Origin of the sequence: Mycobacterium sp. (assembly GCF_039583805.1) — a bacterium.
Lineage (GTDB): Bacteria > Actinomycetota > Actinomycetes > Mycobacteriales > Mycobacteriaceae > Mycobacterium.
This window is the reverse complement of record NZ_JAVKSH010000067.1, coordinates 1-20,993: the sequence shown is the minus strand read 5'-3', so window position 1 is coordinate 20,993 and position 20,993 is coordinate 1. Positions and strand designations below refer to the sequence as shown.

At 69.3% G+C, this 20,993-nt stretch carries 21 protein-coding genes and 1 tRNA gene; 14 read left to right on the top strand and 8 right to left on the bottom strand.

Annotated features, from left to right (window positions below; translation table 11 throughout):
• Window positions 1-57 precede the first annotated feature (57 nt).
• From ABDW21_RS10750 to ABDW21_RS10735, 4 genes are all read left to right on the top strand, one after another.
• Window positions 58-780: a hypothetical protein gene (locus tag ABDW21_RS10750; protein ID WP_343599038.1), complete on the top strand. Its 723-nt coding sequence runs from the start codon at window positions 58-60 to the stop codon at window positions 778-780.
• A 94-nt stretch (window positions 781-874) separates the two neighbouring features.
• Window positions 875-946: transfer RNA gene (locus ABDW21_RS10745), tRNA-Thr, on the top strand.
• Window positions 947-1,198: 252 nt separating this feature from the next.
• Window positions 1,199-1,645, top strand: a complete 447-nt coding sequence (locus ABDW21_RS10740) for a hypothetical protein (protein WP_343599039.1) — start codon at window positions 1,199-1,201, stop codon at window positions 1,643-1,645.
• A gap of 2 nt (window positions 1,646-1,647) precedes the next feature.
• A complete protein-coding gene (locus ABDW21_RS10735; protein ID WP_343599040.1) occupies window positions 1,648-2,022 on the top strand; it encodes a hypothetical protein in 375 nt (124 codons plus the stop codon).
• 393 nt (window positions 2,023-2,415) lie between these two features.
• Here the strand turns inward: ABDW21_RS10735 and ABDW21_RS10730 are convergent, their stop codons facing one another.
• Both ABDW21_RS10730 and ABDW21_RS10725 read right to left on the bottom strand, forming a co-directional pair.
• Window positions 2,416-2,919 carry a histone acetyltransferase gene (locus tag ABDW21_RS10730; protein ID WP_343710444.1) on the bottom strand — a complete coding sequence of 168 codons (504 nt, stop codon included), beginning with the start codon at window positions 2,917-2,919 and terminating at the stop codon, window positions 2,416-2,418.
• Window positions 2,916-3,191, bottom strand: a complete 276-nt coding sequence (locus ABDW21_RS10725) for a DUF1778 domain-containing protein (RefSeq protein ID WP_343599043.1) — start codon at window positions 3,189-3,191, stop codon at window positions 2,916-2,918. Before ABDW21_RS10725 ends, ABDW21_RS10730 begins: the two co-directional genes overlap by 4 nt.
• 477 nt (window positions 3,192-3,668) lie before the next feature.
• On the opposite strand from ABDW21_RS10725, the gene ABDW21_RS10720 reads away from it, so the two are divergent.
• The gene (locus tag ABDW21_RS10720) at window positions 3,669-5,129 is read left to right on the top strand and encodes an LCP family protein (RefSeq protein WP_343710443.1); all 1,461 of its coding nucleotides are present in this window, start codon (window positions 3,669-3,671) and stop codon (window positions 5,127-5,129) included.
• 16 nt (window positions 5,130-5,145) lie between these two features.
• On the opposite strand, the gene ABDW21_RS10715 is transcribed toward ABDW21_RS10720, so the two are convergent.
• Genes ABDW21_RS10715 through ABDW21_RS10705 form a run of 3 tightly spaced genes read right to left on the bottom strand, consistent with a single transcriptional unit; the run spans window position 5,146 to window position 7,768 of the window.
• Window positions 5,146-5,937: an SDR family oxidoreductase gene (locus tag ABDW21_RS10715; RefSeq protein WP_343710442.1), complete on the bottom strand. Its 792-nt coding sequence runs from the start codon at window positions 5,935-5,937 to the stop codon at window positions 5,146-5,148.
• Window positions 5,938-5,955: 18 nt separating this feature from the next.
• Window positions 5,956-6,789: an SDR family oxidoreductase gene (locus ABDW21_RS10710; protein ID WP_343710441.1), complete on the bottom strand. Its 834-nt coding sequence runs from the start codon at window positions 6,787-6,789 to the stop codon at window positions 5,956-5,958.
• Between the two features lie 58 nt (window positions 6,790-6,847).
• Window positions 6,848-7,768 carry an enoyl-CoA hydratase gene (locus ABDW21_RS10705; protein WP_343599048.1) on the bottom strand — a complete coding sequence of 307 codons (921 nt, stop codon included), beginning with the start codon at window positions 7,766-7,768 and terminating at the stop codon, window positions 6,848-6,850.
• Between the two features lie 135 nt (window positions 7,769-7,903).
• Here ABDW21_RS10705 and ABDW21_RS10700 point away from each other — a divergent pair, with 135 nt between their 5' ends.
• The 5 genes from ABDW21_RS10700 to ABDW21_RS10680 are packed head-to-tail and all read left to right on the top strand — an operon-like array spanning window position 7,904 to window position 13,206.
• Complete coding sequence (locus ABDW21_RS10700) at window positions 7,904-8,068, top strand: hypothetical protein (protein WP_343599049.1); 165 nt, start codon at window positions 7,904-7,906, stop codon at window positions 8,066-8,068.
• On the top strand, window positions 8,069-9,529 hold the full coding sequence (locus ABDW21_RS10695; protein ID WP_343599050.1) for a trehalose-6-phosphate synthase: 1,461 nt from the start codon (window positions 8,069-8,071) through the stop codon (window positions 9,527-9,529). It begins immediately after the preceding gene.
• Window positions 9,530-9,542: 13 nt separating this feature from the next.
• Window positions 9,543-11,147, top strand: a complete 1,605-nt coding sequence (locus tag ABDW21_RS10690; RefSeq protein ID WP_343599051.1) for a class I adenylate-forming enzyme family protein — start codon at window positions 9,543-9,545, stop codon at window positions 11,145-11,147.
• The gene (locus tag ABDW21_RS10685) at window positions 11,134-11,907 is read left to right on the top strand and encodes a class II aldolase/adducin family protein (protein WP_343599052.1); all 774 of its coding nucleotides are present in this window, start codon (window positions 11,134-11,136) and stop codon (window positions 11,905-11,907) included. The genes ABDW21_RS10690 and ABDW21_RS10685 overlap by 14 nt, the downstream gene beginning before the upstream one ends.
• Before the next feature lie 30 nt (window positions 11,908-11,937).
• Window positions 11,938-13,206: an amidohydrolase family protein gene (locus tag ABDW21_RS10680; protein WP_343599054.1), complete on the top strand. Its 1,269-nt coding sequence runs from the start codon at window positions 11,938-11,940 to the stop codon at window positions 13,204-13,206.
• Window positions 13,207-13,234: 28 nt separating this feature from the next.
• On the opposite strand, the gene ABDW21_RS10675 is transcribed toward ABDW21_RS10680, so the two are convergent.
• Both ABDW21_RS10675 and ABDW21_RS10670 read right to left on the bottom strand, forming a co-directional pair.
• Entirely contained in the window at window positions 13,235-14,143 is a 909-nt protein-coding gene (locus ABDW21_RS10675) for a 3-oxoacyl-ACP reductase (RefSeq protein ID WP_343599055.1), read from the bottom strand.
• 24 nt (window positions 14,144-14,167) lie between these two features.
• On the bottom strand, window positions 14,168-14,359 hold the full coding sequence (locus ABDW21_RS10670; RefSeq protein WP_343710440.1) for a ferredoxin: 192 nt from the start codon (window positions 14,357-14,359) through the stop codon (window positions 14,168-14,170).
• 148 nt (window positions 14,360-14,507) lie between these two features.
• On the opposite strand from ABDW21_RS10670, the gene ABDW21_RS10665 reads away from it, so the two are divergent.
• From ABDW21_RS10665 to ABDW21_RS10650, 4 genes are all read left to right on the top strand, one after another.
• Window positions 14,508-15,689 (top strand): acyl-CoA dehydrogenase family protein, encoded by a 1,182-nt coding sequence (locus ABDW21_RS10665; protein WP_343599057.1) that lies wholly within the window; start codon window positions 14,508-14,510, stop codon window positions 15,687-15,689.
• Window positions 15,690-15,700: 11 nt separating this feature from the next.
• Window positions 15,701-16,822 carry an acyl-CoA dehydrogenase family protein gene (locus ABDW21_RS10660; RefSeq protein ID WP_343710439.1) on the top strand — a complete coding sequence of 374 codons (1,122 nt, stop codon included), beginning with the start codon at window positions 15,701-15,703 and terminating at the stop codon, window positions 16,820-16,822.
• 42 nt (window positions 16,823-16,864) lie between these two features.
• Entirely contained in the window at window positions 16,865-18,403 is a 1,539-nt protein-coding gene (gene fadD17 / locus ABDW21_RS10655) for a long-chain-fatty-acid--CoA ligase FadD17 (protein WP_343599059.1), read from the top strand.
• Between the two features lie 89 nt (window positions 18,404-18,492).
• Window positions 18,493-19,173, top strand: coding sequence for a hypothetical protein (locus ABDW21_RS10650; protein ID WP_343599111.1), 681 nt, complete (start codon window positions 18,493-18,495; stop codon window positions 19,171-19,173).
• Here the strand turns inward: ABDW21_RS10650 and ABDW21_RS10645 are convergent.
• A complete protein-coding gene (locus tag ABDW21_RS10645; RefSeq protein WP_343599061.1) occupies window positions 19,159-20,709 on the bottom strand; it encodes an acetolactate synthase large subunit in 1,551 nt (516 codons plus the stop codon). The genes ABDW21_RS10650 and ABDW21_RS10645 overlap by 15 nt on opposite strands.
• Between the last annotated feature and the right edge of the window lie 284 nt (window positions 20,710-20,993).

Sequence of the window (20,993 nt, the reverse complement as noted above, 5' to 3'; positions counted from 1 at the left end):
TGCCCGCGTCTGAGCCGCCGGTGCCGGCCGGGCGGCGGACGTGCCTAGACTCACACCGTGGACCTCCGCAAAAGCCTCGCAGCGATCGCCACCGCGCCCCTGCGGGCCGGGTTGGCCGCCGCCGACGCGGGCATGAGCGTGGCAACTTCAGCTCTCGGCGTGGCGCACCAGGTAGTAGGCGATGAGCGCCCGTCCAGGTCCACTGCCGTGGCGACGATGCTGGGCCTCGACGACGCCGTCGTCCGGGCCAACCGGCTGACCAGCCTGTTGGATGACGATGCCCCGATCGGGCGCGCTCTGGCACCGGGCGGGCCGCTGGATCGGCTGCTGCGGCCCGGTGGCATCGCGGACACGCTGACCATGCCCGACGGCCTGCTCGACCGGCTGACCGACGAGGGCGGCGCGCTGGAGCGTGCCCTCAAACCCGGCGGGTTGGCGGATCAGCTGTTCGCCGACGACGGAGTGTTCGAGCGGTTGCTTGCCGACGACGGGCTGGCCGACCGGCTGTTCGCCGCGGGCGGCCTGGTCGACACGCTGACGGCCCGGCACGGGCCGCTGGAGCAGCTCGCCGGCCTCGCCGACACGCTGAGCAGGCTGGCGCCGGGGATGGAGGCGTTGGAGCCGGCGGTCGAGACGCTGCAGCAAGCCGTGGTTTCGCTGACCACGGTCGTCAACCCGCTGAGCAGCATCGCCGAGCGTATTCCGCTGCCCGGCCGGCGCCCGCCGCGCGGCGCCGCCAGCCGTAGGGTGCTCTCCGAGCGGGTCGCCGACGACGAGTGATCCGTCGCCACCCTCGCCGAGCGTCACGCCAGAGTGACCGCGGGCTACGCTGACGTCGGCAACACCGGCGTCCTTAGCGCCTCCTTAGCTCAGTGCCTCCTTAGCTCAGTGGTAGAGCACTCGCCTTGTAAGCGAGCGGTCGTCAGTTCAATCCTGACAGGAGGCTCCGCAAAAACCGTAGTTCGCCAGGCATTATGAGCGCTGGTCGCGCTGATCACCGCTGCGGCCACACCGGCGGCAGCCATGCTGACACCCACGCCCCACCGTCCGGTCTGCACTGCGATGTCGTGGCCGGTCACGACTGTCCCGTGACACCAGGTGATTTTGAGGGCCGAGGGTTTAGCACAGGGGCAGCTCAAAGACCCGCCCTCCCCCACCTCATATCAGATGTTTATCTGATGTCTGCTAAAGTGGCGCCATGACCAGCACGGAGACCTTCACCAAACTCTTGCGGCACCCCCGCGAGGTGGTCAAATGCGCTGAGCGCGGCGCTGTCCGTATCACCCGCCGAGGTGCTGATGACCTGATTCTTGCCCAAGTCGGGTACCTGGAGCAGCGGGACGCCGGACTCGCCCTGACCGCACGCCTACTGCTGGCGACGGTGCGCCACGGCGGGGATGTCGCCGCCGCGCTGCGCACCTTGTATCCCTGGATGAGCCTGCTTAGTGAATCGGAGCGGCGGCAGTGCGCCGACGAGATCGACGAGCTGATGTGGGCGGCTGCCGACCTGGGAGAGTATCGCCGCCTGCTCGAAAGCTTTTCCTCCTGGCGAGGAACCGCTGCCGCCTACGCCGCCGGGATGCCCCGCAGCGATGCTGACTTGACCTGGCTTCCCGACCTGCCGGTGGTCCCCCGACCGGAGTAACCGTGGCGTCCAAGCGCGGTCAGTCCCTTGCCCGCCCGCTCAAGCGCTCGGAGTACCAGATACGCTGCGCCACCAGGGAAGCCGAGCAGGGATGGCAGGACCTGACCGCGACCGCGCGCAACGCTGCTGTGGACGCATGGGACTTCCTCACCAAGACGCCCCGGGAGCGATCCGATCGGTGTCACCCGCTGCGCGGTGATCTGGCTTCGGTGCAGGTCGCAGGGGTCACTCTCGACCAGTGGCAGTACGAGGTCACCAGCGGAGGGCGCATCTGGTTCGTCGTGAGCGGCAGTCCGGACGGACGCACCGCCGGAGTCATCTTGCTGTTACGGGTTGCCACCGGACACCCGAACGAAACGGTCAAGCAGTTCCGATGACGGCAGAAGATAGTGGGCCGCCGGGTGCCCTTCTCCGCCACCGCCGTGTGCACGCGAAACCGACCACTCGCAGCGCAACAGCTGGCAACCCTCTCGCGTGCACAGGCCAAATGCACATACCGGCGTAACCGGGGTGCTTCCAATGCACAAAAGCCCAGCTCATGACCTTTGCTCAGGGCATCGTGAGCAGGGCTTGTGGCGAAACAGCGCGATCACCGATGGGTTCTCGGTGATGACCACCCACGCGCTGGTGTGGGGCGGTTGGCCATGCCGGGAAGCACCGCCTGCGCGGGTGCGCGCGATGGGCAGGCAGCGCCGTCGGCGGACTCGTCGGGTAACGCCGCATCATGGCGGTCCTGGGATTTGTGGTGCGGGTAAGGCCCGCATGGCTCGTCATGCTCTCAGCGCCCGCTCGATGTCGCTGATCCGCCGGTATAGGCGTCGGCCCTCGAGTGTCAAGAAGCCGGGGTGACGGTAGAACTCGACGGCGCGGTCATCGATGGCGTCGACGACCAACGCTGGGGCGCCGTACTGCCGGGCGCCGGCCACGGACCGGATGAGAGCGTCGAGGAGGAGATCGCCACCGAGACCGGTGCCCTGCTCGTGCTGGTCGAGCGCCAGGCGGGCGAGCAGGAGCACGGGGACCGGATCAGGTTGGCCCCGGCCCAGCCGTGATGGCGCCCGCGTCCGCTCGATGCTCCCCATGGCGAGCGCGTAGTACCCGACCACATGCCGGCCCTGGCAGAGCACCCATGTGGCGGCAGTGCCGGCCGCTGCGGCGACGGGCGCAACGCGGTGCACCCAGTCGTCGAGAACGTCAACGCCGCTGGAGAAGCCTGCCGTGTCGTGCCGCCCCGGGTCCAGCAGCTCGACGGGGCTGAGCGCGGGGGCGCTCACGGGGCGGGAATGCGACTTTTCCGTTTGGCGAGGCGCACCAGTTCGGGAGCCGCCTCGGCGGGCTGGTCGAGCGCGGCGACGAAGCGGCGGAAGGCGGCCTCGGACAGCTCGATCCGGTTCGCCCGGGCCAAGAGATCGTGGGCGTGGTCGACCGCCGCGGACAACACGAACCCCGACAGGCTCTGACCGGTGAGAGCGGCGGCGTGGCGAAGGGCCTGCTCCTGTTCGGCAGGTAGGCGGAAGTTGAGGCGACCAGTCAGAGTCTCGGGCATGTACGTATTCTAGACGTACGTCGCCAAGATCAGATCGGTGTTGTTGTGGTGCTGACGGCGATGCACACGGGCGCCGTCGCGCCCTTGCTCTCCGAAGGCGATATTCGCCGACTGGATCGATGCGGCGCAGACGCGCAACGGAGGCCTCTACAACACCGGCGTCGGTACAGGTCACCTTGAGCTGCCTTGTAAGCGAGCGGTCGTCAGTTCAATCCTGACAGGGGGCTCCAGTTCTCGGCAGGTGTGTGGGAGTCGTCAATCAGTCACCGACCAGCGCAAACGTCCAGCTGCGCACCGCGGGCTCAGGTAGTGCACAGCAGCCTGCCCCATACTGGACGTCAAGAATCTGACGTCAGCGCCGCAGATTACTGCCGGGAGGGCGGCCGCGGCGCGCTTGACACAGTCGAGGTTGTGGTGGCAAATCAGCAGCGTTCCGGCGGTCGGCATCGCCGTCGCCCAGCGCCGCGAACAGCGCGGATGCGCCGGCGGCTGGCCCGCGGCGGGCTGATGCTGGTCTCGGCGCTGGCGGTGATGCTGACGGGCGCGGGCTGGTGGACGGCCCACGGCCTGCTGGGCGGCATCACCGTGTCGGCGGCGTTGGATGCCACCGATCCGCGGTCCGGCGGCGACGAGATGAACATCTTGCTGATCGGCCTGGACTCACGTAAGGACCAGGACGGCGACGAGCTTCCGTGGGCGATCCTCAAGCACCTGCACGCCGGTGACTCCGATGCCGGCGGCTACAACACGAACACGTTGATCCTGGTGCATGTCGGCGCCGACGAGAAGGTGACCGCGTTCTCGATTCCTCGCGACGACTACGTGGCATTCAGCGGCGTGCCCGGGTACCACCACATCAAGATCAAAGAGGCGTTCGGGCTCACCAAGGCCTATGTCGAGCAAAAGCTCGTCGACCAGGGGGTGAGCGATCAAAGGCAACTCGAGACCAAAGGCCGCGAAGCCGGCCGGGCGGCTACGCTGCGGGCGGTGCGCAACCTGACCGGAGTCCCGATCGACTACTTCGCCGAGGTCAACCTTGCCGGCTTCTACGACCTGACCGAAAGCCTGGGCGGTGTCGAGGTGTGCCTCACCCACGCGGTATACGACGAATACTCCGGTGCGGACTTCCCGGCCGGCCGGCAGACACTGGACGCCGGGCGAGCGCTGGCCTTCGTGCGGCAGCGCCACGGTCTGGACAACGGCGACCTGGACCGCACCCACCGGCAGCAGGCCTTCCTGTCGGCGGTCATGCGACAGCTGCAGGACTCCGGCGCATTCACCGACCTCGGTCGGCTCAACACCCTGACGGCGGTGGTCCGCAAAGACGTCGTGCTGTCGGCGGGGTGGGACGAGAACCTGTTCCGCCGGATGGGCGACCTGGCCGGCGGCAACGTGGAATTCCGGACGCTGCCGGTGCTGCGCTACGAAAACATCGACGGCCAGGACGTCAACATCGTCGACCCGGCCGCGATTCGGGCCGAGGTGGCGGCTGCGTTCGGCACCGCGCCACCCACCACGACCACCACCGCGCCCAACCCGTCCGCTGTCGTCGACGTGGTCAACGCGGGCAGCGTCAGCGGCCTGGCCGGCCAGGTGTCGCGCAGGCTCACCCGGGACGGGTACGCCGCTGGCCAGGTCCGCGACAGGACCTCCGGCGAGCCCGCCGCCACCACCGTCGTGTACGGGCCCGGTACCGACGCCGACGCGCGCACCGTCGCCGCGCTGCTGGGCATCGACGCCCTCGACGGTCCGCGGTCGACCGTCGCACCCGGGCACATCGAGGTCACCGTCGACGACGACTTCTCGCTGCCGCCCCGGGACGACACGGTGTCACCCCTGACCGGCACGTATCGGCAATCACCGACCACCACGAGCACCGAGCCGACACCCGATCGGGGCGCGCCCATCGACGGCGGCGGGGTGCCCTGCGTCAACTGAGCGGTCAGCCGTTGCGTCAGGCGTGGGTGCCGCCGTCGATGCGGATTTCGGTGCCGGTGATGAACGCGCCGTCGTCGGAGACCAGCATGGCGACAACCCCGGCCACGGCCGACGGATCGGCCATCGGCGCGCCGCTGGATTTCTCCGCGGTGGGCATGATCGGCATCAGCCTGCCGAAGAGCTTCCAGTCCGCGTCGCGCGGAATGTATCCGCCTGTGGCCTCGGTGATTCCGGACTTGATGCTCCCGGGTGCCACGCACACCGCACGCAGCCCGTCACGAGCGTATTCCAGCGCCAGCGCGTGCGTGAACGCCTGGACGCCGCCCTTGCTCGCCGCGTAGGCCGCCATATAGGGGTGCGCGAACGACGCCGAGGTGGAGCTGAAGTTCACGATCGCGCTGCGCGGGTTCTGCAACAGGGCCGGCAACGCCTCGCGGACCACCAGGAACGTGCCGGTCAGGTTGACGCCGATGATCCGGTTCCACAACTCCAGGCCCATCTGGTGGGTGTGTTCGGCGCGCAGCATGCCGGCGGCGTTGACCACCGCATCCAGGCCGCCCAGCGTGTCGACGGCCGATCGCACCGCGGCTACCACCGATCCCTCGTCGCCGACGTCCATCTCCAGGGTGTTCATCCGGTCACCGGTCCCGGCCTCGCCCGCCCGGGCGGCGGTCGCGGCGAGCCCCTCGGCGGCGATGTCGGCACCGACCACGACGGCGCCTTCGTCGAGCAGGCGCAGCGCGGTGGCCTGACCTATCCCCGAGCCCGCGCCGGTCACCAGGATCCGGTTGCCTGCCAGTCGCTTCATCGTCGCTCTCCCGTCACCTCACACCACTCCGCGTAACCCGTCGGCGCCGAACACCGGTTCCAGCATCGCCGTGAAATCCGGCCCGCGGCGCAGCATGTGCCCGCCGTCGACGTTGATGACCTGACCGGTGATCCAGCCGGCGGCATCGCTGAGCAGGAACATCGCCAGGTTTGCGACGTCCTCCACCTCGCCCGTCCGCGGCAGCGGGGTGCACACCCGGTAGTCCTGGCTCAGTTGCGGCGACTCGATGATCGGGGCGACCAGGTCGGTGCGGATCAGCCCGGGCCGGATGCCGTTGACGCGGACCCACGACGGGCCGAGCTCGTCGGCGGCCAGCATGATCAGGTGGTCGACGGCGGATTTGGTCACCCCGTAGGCGCCGAACCACCGGTGGGTGTTGCTGGCCGCGATCGACGAGATGCCGACGAACGATCCCCCGCCACCGCGAACCAGTTCGCGGGCAACGTGTTTGAGCACATACATGGTGCCGTTGACGTTCAGGTCGACGGTGCGCCGCCAGGCTTTTGAGTCGACCTGGGTGAGCGGGCCGATGGTCTCCGATCCGCCCGCACAGTGCACCGTCCCGTGCAGCCGGCCGTGCCACTGCGTGGCGGCGGCGACGACACGGGCAACGTCGTCTTCGACGGTGACGTCGGCGGGCTCGCAGCGGACGGCACCGCTCGCGTCCTGACGCCCCTCGATCTCCGCGGCGGCCCGGGCCAGGCGGCCGGCGTCCCGGCCGACGATCACCGCGTTGGCCCCGGCGGCGACCAGCCCGGCGGCCACCGCCTTGCCGATTCCGCTGCCACCGCCGGTGACCAGGTAGGTCCGGCCGTCGAAGGAAAGCTGCACCGCGGACTCCTCACTCGCCCATGCCCACCGGCCATCGAACCACGCGTGCCGGGTGCTGTTACGGCGTGTCGCGACGAGCCGGCTTCGACGGCTTGGCGGCACGCCAGTCCTCGACGTCGGGCGGCAGCCCGACCGGGAAGCGATTTTCGTTGTGCGCCGCCCAGTGCGCATGCCCGAGCTCGTGGACGTGGAAAGCGTGCCGCAACGCCTCGGTGAACCCCATCGCGTCGGCTGCCGCATTCACCGAGTCCTTGATCAGCAGCGCGGCCATCGTGGGCAGCTGCGCGATACGCCGCGCGAACTCCAGCGTCTTGTCCGCCAGCTCGTCGATCGGGAAGACTTTGCACACCATGCCCAGCCGGTACGCCTCGTCGGCATCGAGTGAATCACCGGTCAGCAGAAGCTCTTTGGCTTTACGAGGGCCGAATTCCCAAGGGTGGGCATAGTATTCGACACCGGGCATGCCCAGGCGGACGCCGACCACGTCGCTGAACTTCGCGTTGTCGGCGGCCACGATCAGATCACACGCCCAGATCAGCATCAGACCCGCGGAAATGGCGTTGCCCTGGACCTGGGCGACGGTGATTTTGCGTAGGTCGCGCCAACGGCAGGTGTTCTGGAAGTAGAAGTGCCATTCCTGCAGATAGGTCTTCTCGGCGACCGGCTTGCGGGTGCCGCCGTGTGAGCGGAAGGTCGGATGCTGCGCCGGGCCGGGTTTGCGTTCAGCCAGCGCCGCCTCCGAACCCAGGTCGTGACCGGCGGAGAAATTCTTGCCGCGCGCCGCCAGAATGACCACGCGAACGTCGTCGTCGGCCTCGGCGCGTGCGAACGCCTCGTCGAGCTGAACCAGCAGGGTGCGGTTCTGCGCGTTGTGGGCTTCGGGCCGGTTGAGCCAGATCCGGGCGATGCGGCCCTCGTCGAGGGCCTCGTAGGTCACCAGGTCGGCCGCCGCACCGGCGGCAGGGTCGGGGGTTGCCATTCCCACCTCGCTTGGGTGTCAGCTTTGTTCTCGCCGCATTCGCCGAGTTGCACATTACGGCCATCGCATCGCCGGCCCGCGGGCAGGTCACGACGCCGGCTGCGACCGAATGTGCGCGTCGCATAGAGTTGGGTAATGCCTGCTAAACCCGATCCCAGCGAAATCGGCGATGTGGAACCGTTGACCGACACCACCGCACGCCAGGCCAGGCGGGTCGTCGCGGCGTATGCGACCGACGCCGATGAATGCCGTGTTTTCTTGTCGATGCTCGGTATTGGGCCGGCGAAGATCGAGACGTAAATGGCTCCCCGGGGTGGCAAGGGCTCGGGGGATTCCGACTTCGTGGTGGTCGCCAACCGGCTGCCCATCGACATGGAGCGGTTGCCCGACGGCAGCACCACCTGGAATCGCAGCCCGGGCGGGCTGGTCACGGCCTTGGAGCCGCTGCTGCGCCGCCGGCGCGGGGCATGGATCGGCTGGCCGGGGATCGTCGACGCCGACATCTCCGAGCACCCGATCCTCCAGGACGACCTGCGGCTGTATCCGGTGCGGCTCAGCCCCACCGACGTCGCGGAATACTACGAGGGATTCTCCAACGCCACGCTGTGGCCGTTGTACCACGACGTCATCGTCAAACCGGCGTACCACCGGGAATGGTGGGAGCGTTACGTCGAGGTCAACCGCCGCTTCGCCGAAGCCGCCGCCCGCTCGGCCGGCCGCGGTGCCACCGTCTGGGTGCAGGACTACCAGCTTCAGCTGGTGCCGGCGATGCTGCGCGAGCTGCGGCCCGACCTGACGATCGGGTTCTTCCTGCACATCCCGTTCCCGCCGGTCGAGTTGTTCATGCAGCTGCCGTGGCGGACCGAGATCGTGAAAGGTCTGCTCGGCGCGGACCTGGTCGGGTTCCACCTGGCCGGCGGCGCCCAGAACTTCCTGATCTTGTCGCGGCGGCTGATCGACGCCCGAACCTCCCGTGGATCGATCGGGGTGCGCTCGCGCTTCGGTGAGGTGCAGCTGGACTCGCGCACCGTCCGGGTGGGCGCCTTCCCGATCTCCATCGATTCGGCCGAGCTCGACCACGCGGCACGCAACCGCGCGGTCCGGCGCCGGGCCCGCGAGATCCGCGCCGAGGTCGGCAACCCGCGCAAGATCCTGCTCGGGGTGGACCGGCTGGACTACACCAAGGGCATCGATGTTCGCATCAAGGCGTTTTCCGAGCTGCTGGCCGAGGGCCGGGTGAAACGCGACGACACCGTGCTGGTTCAGCTGGCGACGCCGAGCCGCGAACGCGTCGAGAGCTATCAGACCCTGCGCGACGACATCGAGCGACAGGTCGGCCGCATCAACGGCGAATACGGCGAGGTCGGCCATCCGGTGGTGCACTATCTACACCGCCCGGTGCCCCGCGACGAACTCGTCGCGTTTTACGTGGCCGCCGACGTCATGCTGGTCACCCCGCTGCGGGACGGCATGAACCTGGTGGCCAAGGAGTACGTCGCCTGTCGCCCCGACCTCGGCGGCGCGCTGGTGCTCAGCGAATTCACCGGTGCCGCAGCCGAACTGCGACAGGCATACCTGGTCAATCCGCACGATCTGGAGGGTGTCAAGGACTCGGTCGAGGCGGCGCTCAACCAACCGGCCGACGAGGGCCGGCGCCGGATGCGGGCACTGCGGCGCCAGGTACTGGCGCACGACGTGGACCGCTGGGCCCGGTCGTTCCTCGACGCGCTCGCCGATGCCCGGCCGGCCGCGTCCGGCTAAGACGGTGGCCGTCGTGGTGTTCACACCGCAGGACGCGGCCCGCTACCGCGCGGCCGGCTGGTGGTCCGACTCGACGGTGTCCGACGCGGTGCGTCGTAACGCGCGGCGGTCACCGGACCGGGCCGCCTACATCGACCACCGGCACGTGTCGTTCACTTGGAATGAATTCGATTCTGCAGCAAACTCTTTGGCGCAACAGCTGGCCGGTGTCGGGGTGAGCCGCCGGGATCGGGTCGCGGTGTGGCACGGCGACTCAGCCGCCGTCCATGTGTTGTTCGTCGCAGCAGAACGTTGCGGCGCGGTCGTCGTCGGCATCGGGGCGCGGGCCGGCACCCGTGAAGTCGCCCAGATACTGCGCGAGTCACAGGCGACCATCCTGGTCAGCGACGAGCAGCGGCGAGCCGCCGCGGCGGGGGTAGCGGCCGCAGCCGGGGTGTCGCCGCTGGTCCTGGGGTGTCCGGCGCCCGGCATACTGCGGCTGGACACCCGCGCCGAGCCCGCGCCGGTGGAGACCGACCGTCAACTCGGGCCGGACGACGTCTTTCTGATCAATTCCACCTCGGGTACCACGGGGCGGCCCAAGTGCGTCGTCCACACCCAGAACCGTTGGCACTACTTCCATCTCAAGGCCGTCGCCAACGGGGCGCTGAGGACCGGCGACGTTTTCCTGCCGGTCATCCCCACCCCGTTCGGCTTCGGCATCTGGACCAGCCACACCACGCCGATCTTTCTGGGTGCCACCACGGTGCTGCTGCCGCGTTTCACCACCACGGCGGCGTGCGAGGCGATAGCCGAGCAACGGGTCACCGTGTTGTGTTGCGTCAGCACCCAATTGACGATGATGATGGCCGATCGCCGGTGCCGCGATGTCGACCTGAGCTCGCTGCGGGTGGTGTTCACCGGCGGCGAGGCGTTGCCGTACCGGCCGGCGGCCGAGTTCGAGGAACTCACCGGCGCGACGATCCTGCAGTTCTACGGCTCCAACGAGACGGGGCTGCTCAGCGGGACCACGGTCGACGAATCGCGCCACCGCCGGCTGCGCACCAGCGGCAGGATCGTCCCGGAGATGGCGGTGCGGCTCTTCGACGGGGATCGCGACGTCACCGCGACCGGGCGGGGCCAGCCGGCCTGCCGCGGTCCGGCGACCAGCCTCGGCTACCTCGGCGGCACCGACCACGACACGCTGTTCACCGGCGACGGGTGGATGCGGATGGGCGACATCTGCGAGATCGACGCGGACGGGTACCTGACCGTCACGGGCCGGACATCGGATTTCATCCTGCGCGGCGGCAAGAACATCAGCGCCGCCCAGGTCGAAGACGCCGTGATGACCCACCCCGCGATCGCCGTCGCCGCCGCGGTCGCGATGCCCGACCCGGTGTTCGGCGAGCGGGTCTGCGTTTTCGCCGAACCCGCCGAATCGCGTGCCATCGACCTGCCCGAGCTCGTCAGCCACCTGCTGGCGCTGGGCGTCTCCAAGGAGCTGCTGCCCGAACGACTCGTCGTGGTCGACGAACTACCCCGGTCGTCGGGAGGAAAGGTCGCCAAAGCCTCGCTTCGGGACGAGGCGCGAGCCATGATGGAGGCCGATCTGGAGGTCGATGATGAACAGACCTGACACCCGGCGCGGCGGTCTGGAGGTCTGGGCGCCGTCGGTGGTGCCCCCGATCGGCGTCGAGCTGTCCGATGAGCAGGCGCTTGCCGTGGCGTTCCGCCACCTCGCCAACATCGGGTTCGCCGAGAACATGGCCGGGCACATCACCTGGCAGCGCGACGGGCACACCGACATGCTGGTCAACCCGTGGGGTTTGTGGTGGGCCGAACTCACCGCGTCCGACATCTGCGAAGTCGACAGCCAGGCACGGGTGATCCGCGGCCGGTGGGACGTCACGCCGGCGATCCACATCCACACCGAGCTGCACCGGGTGCGTGCGGACGCCCGGGTGGTCGTCCACAACCACCCGTACTACGTGTGCGTGCTCGCCGCCCTGGGCAGGCTGCCCGAGCTGGTGCACCAGACCGGTTCGCTGTTCCTGGACGACCTGTGCCTGGTCGACGCCTACGACGGGGAGGTCGACACCGCCGACCGGGCGGCGGACCTCGCGGCGCGCATCGGCGGCGCCAACCTGGCGATCCTGGCCAACCACGGCGTCATCGCGACCGGCCGCACCCTGGCGCAGGCCGTCTACCGCGCGGCGTCGATCGAACGGGTATGCCGGCTGGCCCACGACGTCTTGCTCACCGGCAAGAATCCGAAGACCATGGCCTGGTCGGACATGGCGGGTATCCGGGCGTCGCTGATCGAACGGGCCGCGGACGTGTACTGGGCGGGCGCCGCCAGGATGACCATCAAAGCTCACCCCGACGTGCTCGACTGACCACCCGGCGCCGGAAGGAGAATCCCGGGCATGAAATCGATCGACGAGCTGGCCACCGACCTGAGCTTCACGACCGCCAAGACCGGCGCGCAGCGGTCGGTGACGTTTCTGCCGGATCCGCCCCGCGCCGAGCGCCTCTACACCGTCATCTCGGTCGACGACCACATCGTCGAACCCCCGGACACTTTCACCGGACGTCTCCCGCGCAGGTTCGCCGACCGCGCGCCCAGGGTCGTCGACACCGACTCGGGTGGTCAGACCTGGGTCTACGACGGCCGGGAGCTGCCGAATGTCGGGTTCAACGCGGTGGTCGGCCGGCCGGTGTCCGAGTACGGCTTCGAACCGGTCCGATTCGACGAAATGCGCAGGGGCGCATGGGATATCCACGAGCGCGTGCACGACATGGACCTCAACGGCATCTACGCCTCGCTGAACTTCCCCTCGTTCCTGCCGGGGTTCGCCGGCCAGCGGCTGGCGCAGTCCACCGACGATCGCGACCTGGCGCTGGCGTCGGTGCGCGCCTGGAACGACTGGCACCTGGAGGTGTGGGCGGGGTCGTATCCGGACCGCATCATCCCCTGCCAGTTGCCGTGGTTGCTCGACCCCGAGGTCGGTGCGGCCATGATCTACCAGAACGCCGAACGCGGATTCCACGCCGTCACCTTCAGCGAGAACCCGGCCATGCTGGGGTTGCCGAGTATTCACTCCGGTCACTGGGACCCGATGATCGCCGCGTGCGCCGAGACCGGCACCGTCGTGAATCTGCACATCGGATCGTCCGGGTCGTCGCCGTCGACCACCGAGGATGCGCCGCCGGATGTGGCGGGCGTGTTGTTCTTCGCCTATGCCATTTCGGCGGCGGTCGACTGGCTGTACTCCGGGCTGCCCAGCAGGTTTCCTGAGCTCAAGATCTGCCTGTCGGAAGGCGGAATCGGCTGGGTCGCCGGGCTGCTGGATCGCCTCGACCATATGCTCAGCTACCACGAGATGTACGGCACGTGGCAGGCGTTGGGTGAGAGTCTCAGTCCCGCAGAGGTTTTCACGCGGAACTTCTGGTTCTGCGCGGTGGAGGACAAGTCGTCGTTCGTGCAGCGGGACCGGATCGGCGTCGGCAACATCATGCTGGAGGCCGACTATCCGCACTGCGACTCGACGTGGCCGCACACCCAGCAGACGATCCACGAGCAGATCGGCGACCTGCCGCCGGACGCGGTCCGCAAGATCACCTGGGAGAACGCGTCACGGCTGTACCGGCATCCGGTACCGGCCGAAATTCAGCGCGACCCGCAGGCATTCTGACGGAAGGCGGCGGCCGACTCGCCCGCGGTCAGGAGCCCATCAGTTCGGTCGCGGAAAAGCCGCGGCCTGGATCGCGGCCGGCGAAGTAGTCCTGCAGCGAGGCGCTGAGGTCGTCGAGCTCCCACGCCGGCGCCCCGGCGCTGAACTGATGCTCCGCGGTGGGCGCCGCCACCAGCGTCACCCGGGGGCCGTACACGATGAAAAGCTGGCCGTTGACCGCCGCCGCCGCCGGCGAGGCCAGAAACTGCACCAGGGTGACGACGTGCTCGGGGGACAGCGGGTCGATCTGACCGGTGTCGGGCGCGGCCCCGAAGATGTCGGCGGTCATCGCGGTGCGGGCGCGCGGGCAGATCACGTTGGCGCACACGCCGTAACGGCCCAGCGCCCGCGCCGCTGTCAGTGTCAGCGCGGTGATGCCCGCCTTGGCGGCGCCGTAGTTGGCCTGTCCGACCGGACCGGCCAGGCCCGCCTCCGAGGAGGTGTTGACGATCCGGCCGTACACCGAACCGCCGAGATCTTTGGCTTTGGACCGCCAGTAGGTGGCGGCGTTGCGGGTCAGCAGGAAATGACCCCGCAGATGCACGGCGATGACGGTGTCCCATTCCTCGTCGGACATGTTGAACAGCATCCGGTCGCGAGTGATCCCCGCGTTGTTCACCACGATGTCCAGCCCGCCCAGCCCGTCGGCGCAGCTCACCAGCTCGTCGGCGGTGGCGCGCTGGCTGACGTCACCGGCGACCGCGACGGCCTTGGCGCCGGCGGCGCTGACCGCGTCGACGACATCGGAGGCATCCAGCGCGCCCGCCATGTCGTTGACGACGACGGTCGCGCCCGCGCGGGCCAGGCCGATCGCCTCGGCGCGGCCCAGCCCGGCGGCCGCGCCCGTCACCACCGCGACTTTCCCGGACAGGTCGGTCGGGTTCGTGCTGCTCGTCAATGTATGAATACCTCTAGCCTGTGCCTAGTCGCCGCGCTTGAGCGCGGCGCGCGGGCATTCGGCGATCGCCTGCTCGGCGTGGGCCTCTTTGCCGGCCGGAATCGGGGCGACCTTGACGACGCAGTAGTCGTCCTCGTCGAGCTCGAACAGTTCAGGGTCGATTCCCACACAGATCGCGTTGCCTTCGCACCGGTCACGGTCGACTATCACCCGCACGGCATCCTCCTTGAACACGGCCCCGACACAGCCACCACCACCATACGACCACCGGCCCGGCCATCTGGTCGCTGGACCCTCAGACTAGAACGTGTTACAACCAGGGTGGCCCACAGGTAGCCGTGGAGACGACCGGAGGACGGCGGAGATGCACATCAGTTACACCCCCGAGCAGGAGGAGCTGCGTCGCGAACTGCGATCGTACTTCGCCGGGCTGATGACGCCCGAGCGCCGGGACGCGCTGAACTCGATGTCGGGCGAGGTGGGCAGCGGCAACGTCTACCGGGAGACGGTCGCCCAGATGGGCCGCGACGGGTGGCTCGCGCTGGGCTGGCCGAAGGAGTACGGCGGGGCGGCCCGTTCGACGATGGATCAGCTGATCTTCACCGACGAGGCCGCGATCGCCGGCGCGCCGGTACCGTTCTTGACCATCAACAGCGTCGCGCCGACGATCATGGCGTTCGGCACCGAGCAGCAGAAGAAGTTCTACCTGCCCAAGATCGCCGCCGGCGAGCTGCACTTCTCCATCGGCTACTCCGAACCGGGTGCCGGCACCGACCTGGCGAACCTGCGCACCACCGCGGTGCGCGACGGCGACGACTACGTCGTCAACGGCCAGAAGATGTGGACTTCCCTGATTCAGTACGCCGACTACGTGTGGCTGGCGGTGCGCACCAACCCCGACGCCAAGAAGCACCGCGGCATCTCGATGCTGATCGTGCCGACCAGCGCCGCGGGGTTCTCCTGGACACCCGTGCACACCATGGCCGGTCCCGGCACCAGCGCCACCTACTACTCCGACGTCCGGGTCCCGGTGGCCAACCGGGTCGGTGAGGAGAACGGCGGCTGGAAGCTCGTCACCAACCAGCTCAACCACGAGCGCGTCGCGCTGGTCTCCGCCCAGCCGATCATCACCGCGCTCAACCAGGTTCGCGACTGGGCGCAGAACACCAAGGACGCCGGTGGGGCCCGGCTGATCGACTCGCAGTGGGTGCAGCTCAATCTGGCCCGGGTGCACGCCAAGGCCGAAGTGCTCAAGCTGATCAACTGGGAGCTCGCCGCCGCCGAAGAAACCGCGCCGTCGCCGGCGGATGCGTCGGCGGCCAAAGTCTTCGGCACCGAGCTGGCCACCGAGGCCTACCGGCTGCTGATGGAGGTGCTGGGCACCGGGGCCACCGTGCGCCCGGATTCGCCCGGCGCGCTGCTGCGCGGGCGGATCGAACGGATGCACCGCGCCTGCCTGATCCTGACGTTCGGCGGCGGCACCAACGAAGTCCAGCGCGACATCATCGCCATGACGGCACTGGGTCTGCCCCGGGCCAACAGATAAAGGACCGCGACATGGATTTCTCGACAACCGAAGCGGCACAGGACCTGGACGGCCTGGTCACCACGATCGTCGGCGCGGTGTGCACACCCGAGCATCAGCGCGAGCTGGACGGGCTCGACCCGGGGGCATCTCCCGCTTGCGGGGGACGTTTCGACCGCAAGCTCTGGCGCAAGCTCACCGACGCCGACGTGCTGAGCGCGGCGGCGCCGGAGTCGTTGGGCGGCGGGGGCTACGGGGTGCTGGAGCAGACCGCGGTGCTGGTGGCGCTGGGGCGCCGGCTGGCCGCGGTGCCGTATCTGGAATCGGTGGTGCTGGCCGCCGGAGCGCTGGACCGGTTCGGGTCCGCCGAGCTCCGGCAGAGCTGGGGCGCGGCCGCTGTCAGCGGTGCCAAGGTCCTCACCGTCGCCCTTGACGGCGACATGGGCGAGGGCCCGGTGCAGGCCGCCCATGCCGGCGACGGCTACCGGCTGACCGGGGCTCGGACCCAGGTCGGTTACGGGCCGGTGGCTGACGCCTTTCTGGTTCCCGCCGAAACCGATTCCGGCACAGCGCTTTTCCTCGTCGCTGCCGACGACCCCGGGGTGTCGGTCACGCCGCTGGAGACAACCGGTCTGGGCAGCGTGGGCCATCTCGAGTTGGCCGGCGTTGCGGTCGACGGCGCCCGGTTGGTCGGCGGCGGCGACGCCGTCGCCTGGCTCAGTGCGCGAGCTACGCTGGGCCGCTGCGCTTTCCAACTCGGCGTGCTCGACTGTGGTCTGCGGATGACGGCCGAGTACGCGCGCACCCGCGAACAATTCGACCGCCCGATCGGCAGCTTCCAGGCGGTCGCGCAGCGGCTGGCGGACGGCTACATCGACATCACCGGCCTGCGGTTGACGCTGAGCCAGGCGGCGTGGCGGCTCAGCGCCGAGTTGGCCGCCGACACCGAGCTCGCGACCGTGGCGTTCTGGGCGGCCGAGGCCGGGCATCGGGTGGCGCACACCATCGTTCACGTACACGGCGGCGTGGGCATCGACATCGACCATCCGGTGCACCGGTATTTCCTGGCTGCCAAGCAGACCGAGTTCGCCCTGGGCGGTGCCACCGCGGCGCTTCTTCGCATCGGTCGTGAACTTGCGGAAACCCCTGCGTAGCCTCCGGCGGCGATGCCAGCGGCCCGGGCAGGAGGCGGATCGTTGACCCCTGAGGTGCTGCCGCCCGTCACCGACCTGCTGGCGCCGCTCACCGATGTCGGCGACCGCGGTGTCTACTTCGAGGATTCGTTCACCAGCTGGCGTGATCACCTCCGCCACGGGGCGGCGGTGGCGGCCGCCCTGCGCGAGCGTCTGGACCCGGCCCGGCCCCCGCATGTCGGGGTGCTGCTGGAGAACACGCCGTTCTTCTCGGCGGTGCTGGTGGCCGCCGCGATGTCCGGCATCGTGCCGGTGGGCCTCAACCCGGTGCGCCGGGGTGCGGCACTGGCCCACGACATCGCTCACGCCGATTGCCAGCTGGTGCTGGCCGACTCGACGTCGGCGGACGCGCTGGGCGACATCGAGCACGTCGACGTCGACTCCGCCGAATGGTCCGCCGAGGTGGCCGCACACCGCGGCGCCGAGGTGCGCTTCCGGCCGGCGGCGCCCACCGACCTGTTCATGCTGATCTTCACCTCGGGTACCAGCGGGGAGCCCAAGGCGGTCAAATGCAGCCACGGCAAGGTGGCCGTCGCCGGTGTCACGATGACCGAGCGCTTCGAGCTCGGCCGCGACGACGTCTGCTACGTGTCGATGCCGCTGTTCCACTCCAACGCGGTCCTGGTCGGGTGGTCGGTGGCACTGGCGTGCCGAGGCTCGATGGTGTTGCGGCGCAAGTTCTCCGCATCCGGCTTTCTTCCCGACGTCCGCCGCTACGGCATCACCTACGCCAACTACGTGGGCAAGCCGCTGTCGTACGTGCTGGCCACGCCGGAGCGTGACGACGACGCCGACAACCCGCTGCGGGCGGTGTACGGCAACGAAGGCGCACCCGGTGACGTCGAGCGCTTCGCTGACAGGTTTGGCTGTGTCGTCGCCGACGGATTCGGCTCCACCGAGGGCGGGATCGCCATCAGTCGTACCCCGGACACTCCGGCTAATTCGCTGGGCCCGCTGCCCGACGGCGTCGACATCGTCGACGTCGACACGGGTCGGCCCTGCCCACCGGGCGCGATCGGCGAACTGGTCAACGTCGCCGGCCCGGGGCGTTTCGAGGGTTACTACAACGACCCGGAGGCCGAGGCGCAGCGGATGGCCGGCGGCGGGTACCACAGCGGCGACCTGGCTTACCGAGACGAGCAGGGCTATGTGTATTTCGCCGGGCGGCTGGGTGATTGGTTGCGAGTCGACGGGGAAAACCTGGGCACCGCGCCGATCGAGCGGGTCCTCTTCCGGCACCCCGACGTGATCGAGGCCGCCGTCTACGCGGTGCCCGACCCGTCGGTCGGCGACCGGGTGATGGCGGCCCTGGTGCTGGCGCCCGGCGCCGAGTTCGACGCCGAGGGGTTCCGCACGTTCCTGGCCGAGCAGCCCGACCTGGGGCCCAAGCAGTGGCCGTCGTACGTCCGTGTCAGCACCGCGCTGCCACGCACCGAGACGTTCAAGGTGCTCAAACGAGAGTTGTCCGCGCAGGGGCTCGACTGCCCGGATCCGGTGTGGGAGATTCGCCGGCCACCCGGTCGCACCGGGGATCGGCCGTGACTCGGGGTGACGGGCTCGCCGAGGAGGTGCGAGCCGGGCTGGACGCCGGCTTCCGGCCGCTGGCGGACTCCATTGCGGCGACCATCGGCATGGCGATCGCGCCCGCCGGCTCGGCCGCGGTGTCCTCGTTCGGTTCGTGGTCGTCCGGGGTCGCCTGGTCGACGATCAAGGTGCCGTTGGCCATCGCGGCGTTGCGTGCCGATCGATCGCGCGCTCGGGACTTGGTCGTCCGCGCGATCACCAGATCCGACAACGCTGCCGCCGAGCTGTTGTGGTCGCAACTCGGACTGCCGGCACAAGCAGCGCAGCACGTGCAGGCGGTCCTCCACGAGGGCGGCGCCATGGCGACCCAGGTCGAGTCTCGGCGGCTCAGAACGGGTTTCACCGCCTTCGGGCAGACCCGCTGGAGCATAGTCGAGCAGGCGCGGTTCGCCGCCCATCTGCCCTGCCTGCCCGGTGCCGACACCGTCATCGACCTGATGGATGACCTCGCCGACGAGCAGCGATGGGGATTGGCCGCCTGCGGTGCGCCGGCCAAAGGCGGCTGGGGTCCGGGGGAGGTTGCCGGCCACTACCTGGTGCGACAGTTCGGTCTGATGCCGGCACGTTTCGGCGGCGTGGGTGTCGCTCTGGCGGCCGAGGCAGATGACGGCACATTCGCGTCCGGGGTGGCCGCGCTCAACCGCATGGCGCACTGGCTTGCCGATCAGCTACCAACGAAAGGTTCACGGCCGGAGGGGAACCCGGCGCCGCACTCAGCCCAACATTGACGGCACGACCGCTTCGATCAGGTGCGGCCCGGTCTCGGCGAAGGCGGCGCGCAGGGCGTCGGCGAACTCCTCGGCAGTGCCGACCCGCCGTGCCGGGACGCCCATCCCTTCGGCGATCTTGACGAAATCCAGTGCCGGACCGGTCAAGTCAAGTAACGACAGCGCCTTCGGCCCGGGCCCGGACTCGACGCCGACGCGCTGCAGTTCCAGACGCAGGATGTCGTAGGCGCCGTTGCTGTAGATCACGGTGGTGATGTCGAGGTTTTCCCGCGCTTGAGTCCAAAGACCGGAGATCGTGTACATCGCCGACCCGTCGGATTCCAGGCATAGCACCGGACGGTCCGGCGCGGCGACGGCGGCGCCGATTGCGGCAGGGATGCCGTAGCCGATGGCCCCGCCGGTCAGCGTCAGCCAATCATGTTCGGGCGCACCCAAAGTGGCCGCCGCCAGCGGCAGACCCGACGTGTTCGACTCGTCGACGACGATCGCCCGGTCCGGCATGAGCGCTCCGATCACGTCGGCCGCTGACGCCGCGGTGAGCGGGCCCGCCGGCAGCGCCGGGCGCGACGGCGCAGCGAGGGGGGCGACGGTTCCCGCCGCCACCGCGTCGGCCAGCGCGGCCAGCGCGTCCGCTGCGCCGTGGGGGCCGGCCATCCTGTGGACCCGGCAACCCTCCGGCACCAGATCGCTGGGCTTTCCCGGGTAGGCGAAGAACGACACCGGCGACGCCGCCCCCGCCAACACCAGGTGCCGGGCGCCGTCGAGTTGGGCGACGACCGCTTCGGCGAGGTAGGCGAGCCGGTCGACGGCCGGGATTCCGGCGCCGCGCGTCAGCCGGGTCGGGAAGGTTTCGCAGTACAGCCGGGCGCCGGTGGCCGCGGCGATCCGCCCGGCCGCGGTGAGCCCCGCCGCGCCGGTGGCGTCTCCGCCGACCAGCACAACCGCGGGCTCCCCGGACCGCAACACCGCGGCGGCGGCGGCGACGGCATCCGCGTCGACCGTGACCGGCGCCGACGGCCGCGGCGCCGCGGTGCCGGTCCGCGCACCGGCGTCCCAGGACACATCGGCAGGTACGATCAGCGTCGACACCTGCTGTCCCGCAAGGCTTTCAGCGATCGCTTCGGTGGCGTCTGCCGCGACGTCGCCGTCACTACGCCGGGTCCAGCCCGACACGCTGCCGGCCAGGGCGTCGATATCTGATTCCAGGGGGGCGTCGTATTTCTTGTGATAGGTGGCGTGGTCGCCGACGACCACCACCATCGGCACCCGGGCGCGACGGGCGTTGTGCAGGTTGGCCAGACCATTGCCCAGGCCGGGCCCCAGATGCAGCAGCACCGCCGCGGGCCTGCCGGCGATGCGCGCGTAGCCGTCGGCGGCGCCGGTTGCCACACCCTCGAAGAGCGTCAGCACCCCCGTCATCTGCGGGACGGTGTCCAGCGCTGCCACGAAGTGCATCTCCGAGGTGCCCGGATTTGCGAAACACACGTCGACGCCGCCGGCGACCAGCGCGCGCAGCAACGCCTGGGCACCGTTCACGCTTCGAGCCGATCACGAGGTGAACGCCGATAAAGTTGGGTCCCACCACTGGGACGGTCAAGTCTGGGATGGACGAGTCTGGGATGGACGAGTCTGGGACGGACGAGTCTGGGACGGACGAGTCTGGGACGGACGAGTCTGGGACGGACGAGTCTGGGACGGTCGAGCCCCAGAGCGCCGTTGGTCATCTCGACGAGCTGTCCGGTGCCACCCGAGTTGGTCATCGCGCCACATTTTAGCGACACGGCTTCGATACCGGTCTCCAGCATTGCCGCGGCTGCGTG

Coding starts and splice junctions, on each gene's coding strand:
- ABDW21_RS10740 (WP_343599039.1), top strand. CDS start 1,199: ATGACCAGCACGGAGACCTTCACCAAACTCTTGCGGCACCCCCGCGAG.
- ABDW21_RS10725 (WP_343599043.1), bottom strand. CDS start 3,191: ATGCCCGAGACTCTGACTGGTCGCCTCAACTTCCGCCTACCTGCCGAA.
- ABDW21_RS10720 (WP_343710443.1), top strand. CDS start 3,669: ATGCGCCGGCGGCTGGCCCGCGGCGGGCTGATGCTGGTCTCGGCGCTG.
- ABDW21_RS10715 (WP_343710442.1), bottom strand. CDS start 5,937: ATGAAGCGACTGGCAGGCAACCGGATCCTGGTGACCGGCGCGGGCTCG.
- ABDW21_RS10705 (WP_343599048.1), bottom strand. CDS start 7,768: ATGGCAACCCCCGACCCTGCCGCCGGTGCGGCGGCCGACCTGGTGACC.
- ABDW21_RS10700 (WP_343599049.1), top strand. CDS start 7,904: ATGCCTGCTAAACCCGATCCCAGCGAAATCGGCGATGTGGAACCGTTG.
- ABDW21_RS10695 (WP_343599050.1), top strand. CDS start 8,069: ATGGCTCCCCGGGGTGGCAAGGGCTCGGGGGATTCCGACTTCGTGGTG.
- ABDW21_RS10685 (WP_343599052.1), top strand. CDS start 11,134: ATGAACAGACCTGACACCCGGCGCGGCGGTCTGGAGGTCTGGGCGCCG.
- ABDW21_RS10680 (WP_343599054.1), top strand. CDS start 11,938: ATGAAATCGATCGACGAGCTGGCCACCGACCTGAGCTTCACGACCGCC.
- ABDW21_RS10665 (WP_343599057.1), top strand. CDS start 14,508: ATGCACATCAGTTACACCCCCGAGCAGGAGGAGCTGCGTCGCGAACTG.
- ABDW21_RS10660 (WP_343710439.1), top strand. CDS start 15,701: ATGGATTTCTCGACAACCGAAGCGGCACAGGACCTGGACGGCCTGGTC.
- ABDW21_RS10650 (WP_343599111.1), top strand. CDS start 18,493: ATGGCGATCGCGCCCGCCGGCTCGGCCGCGGTGTCCTCGTTCGGTTCG.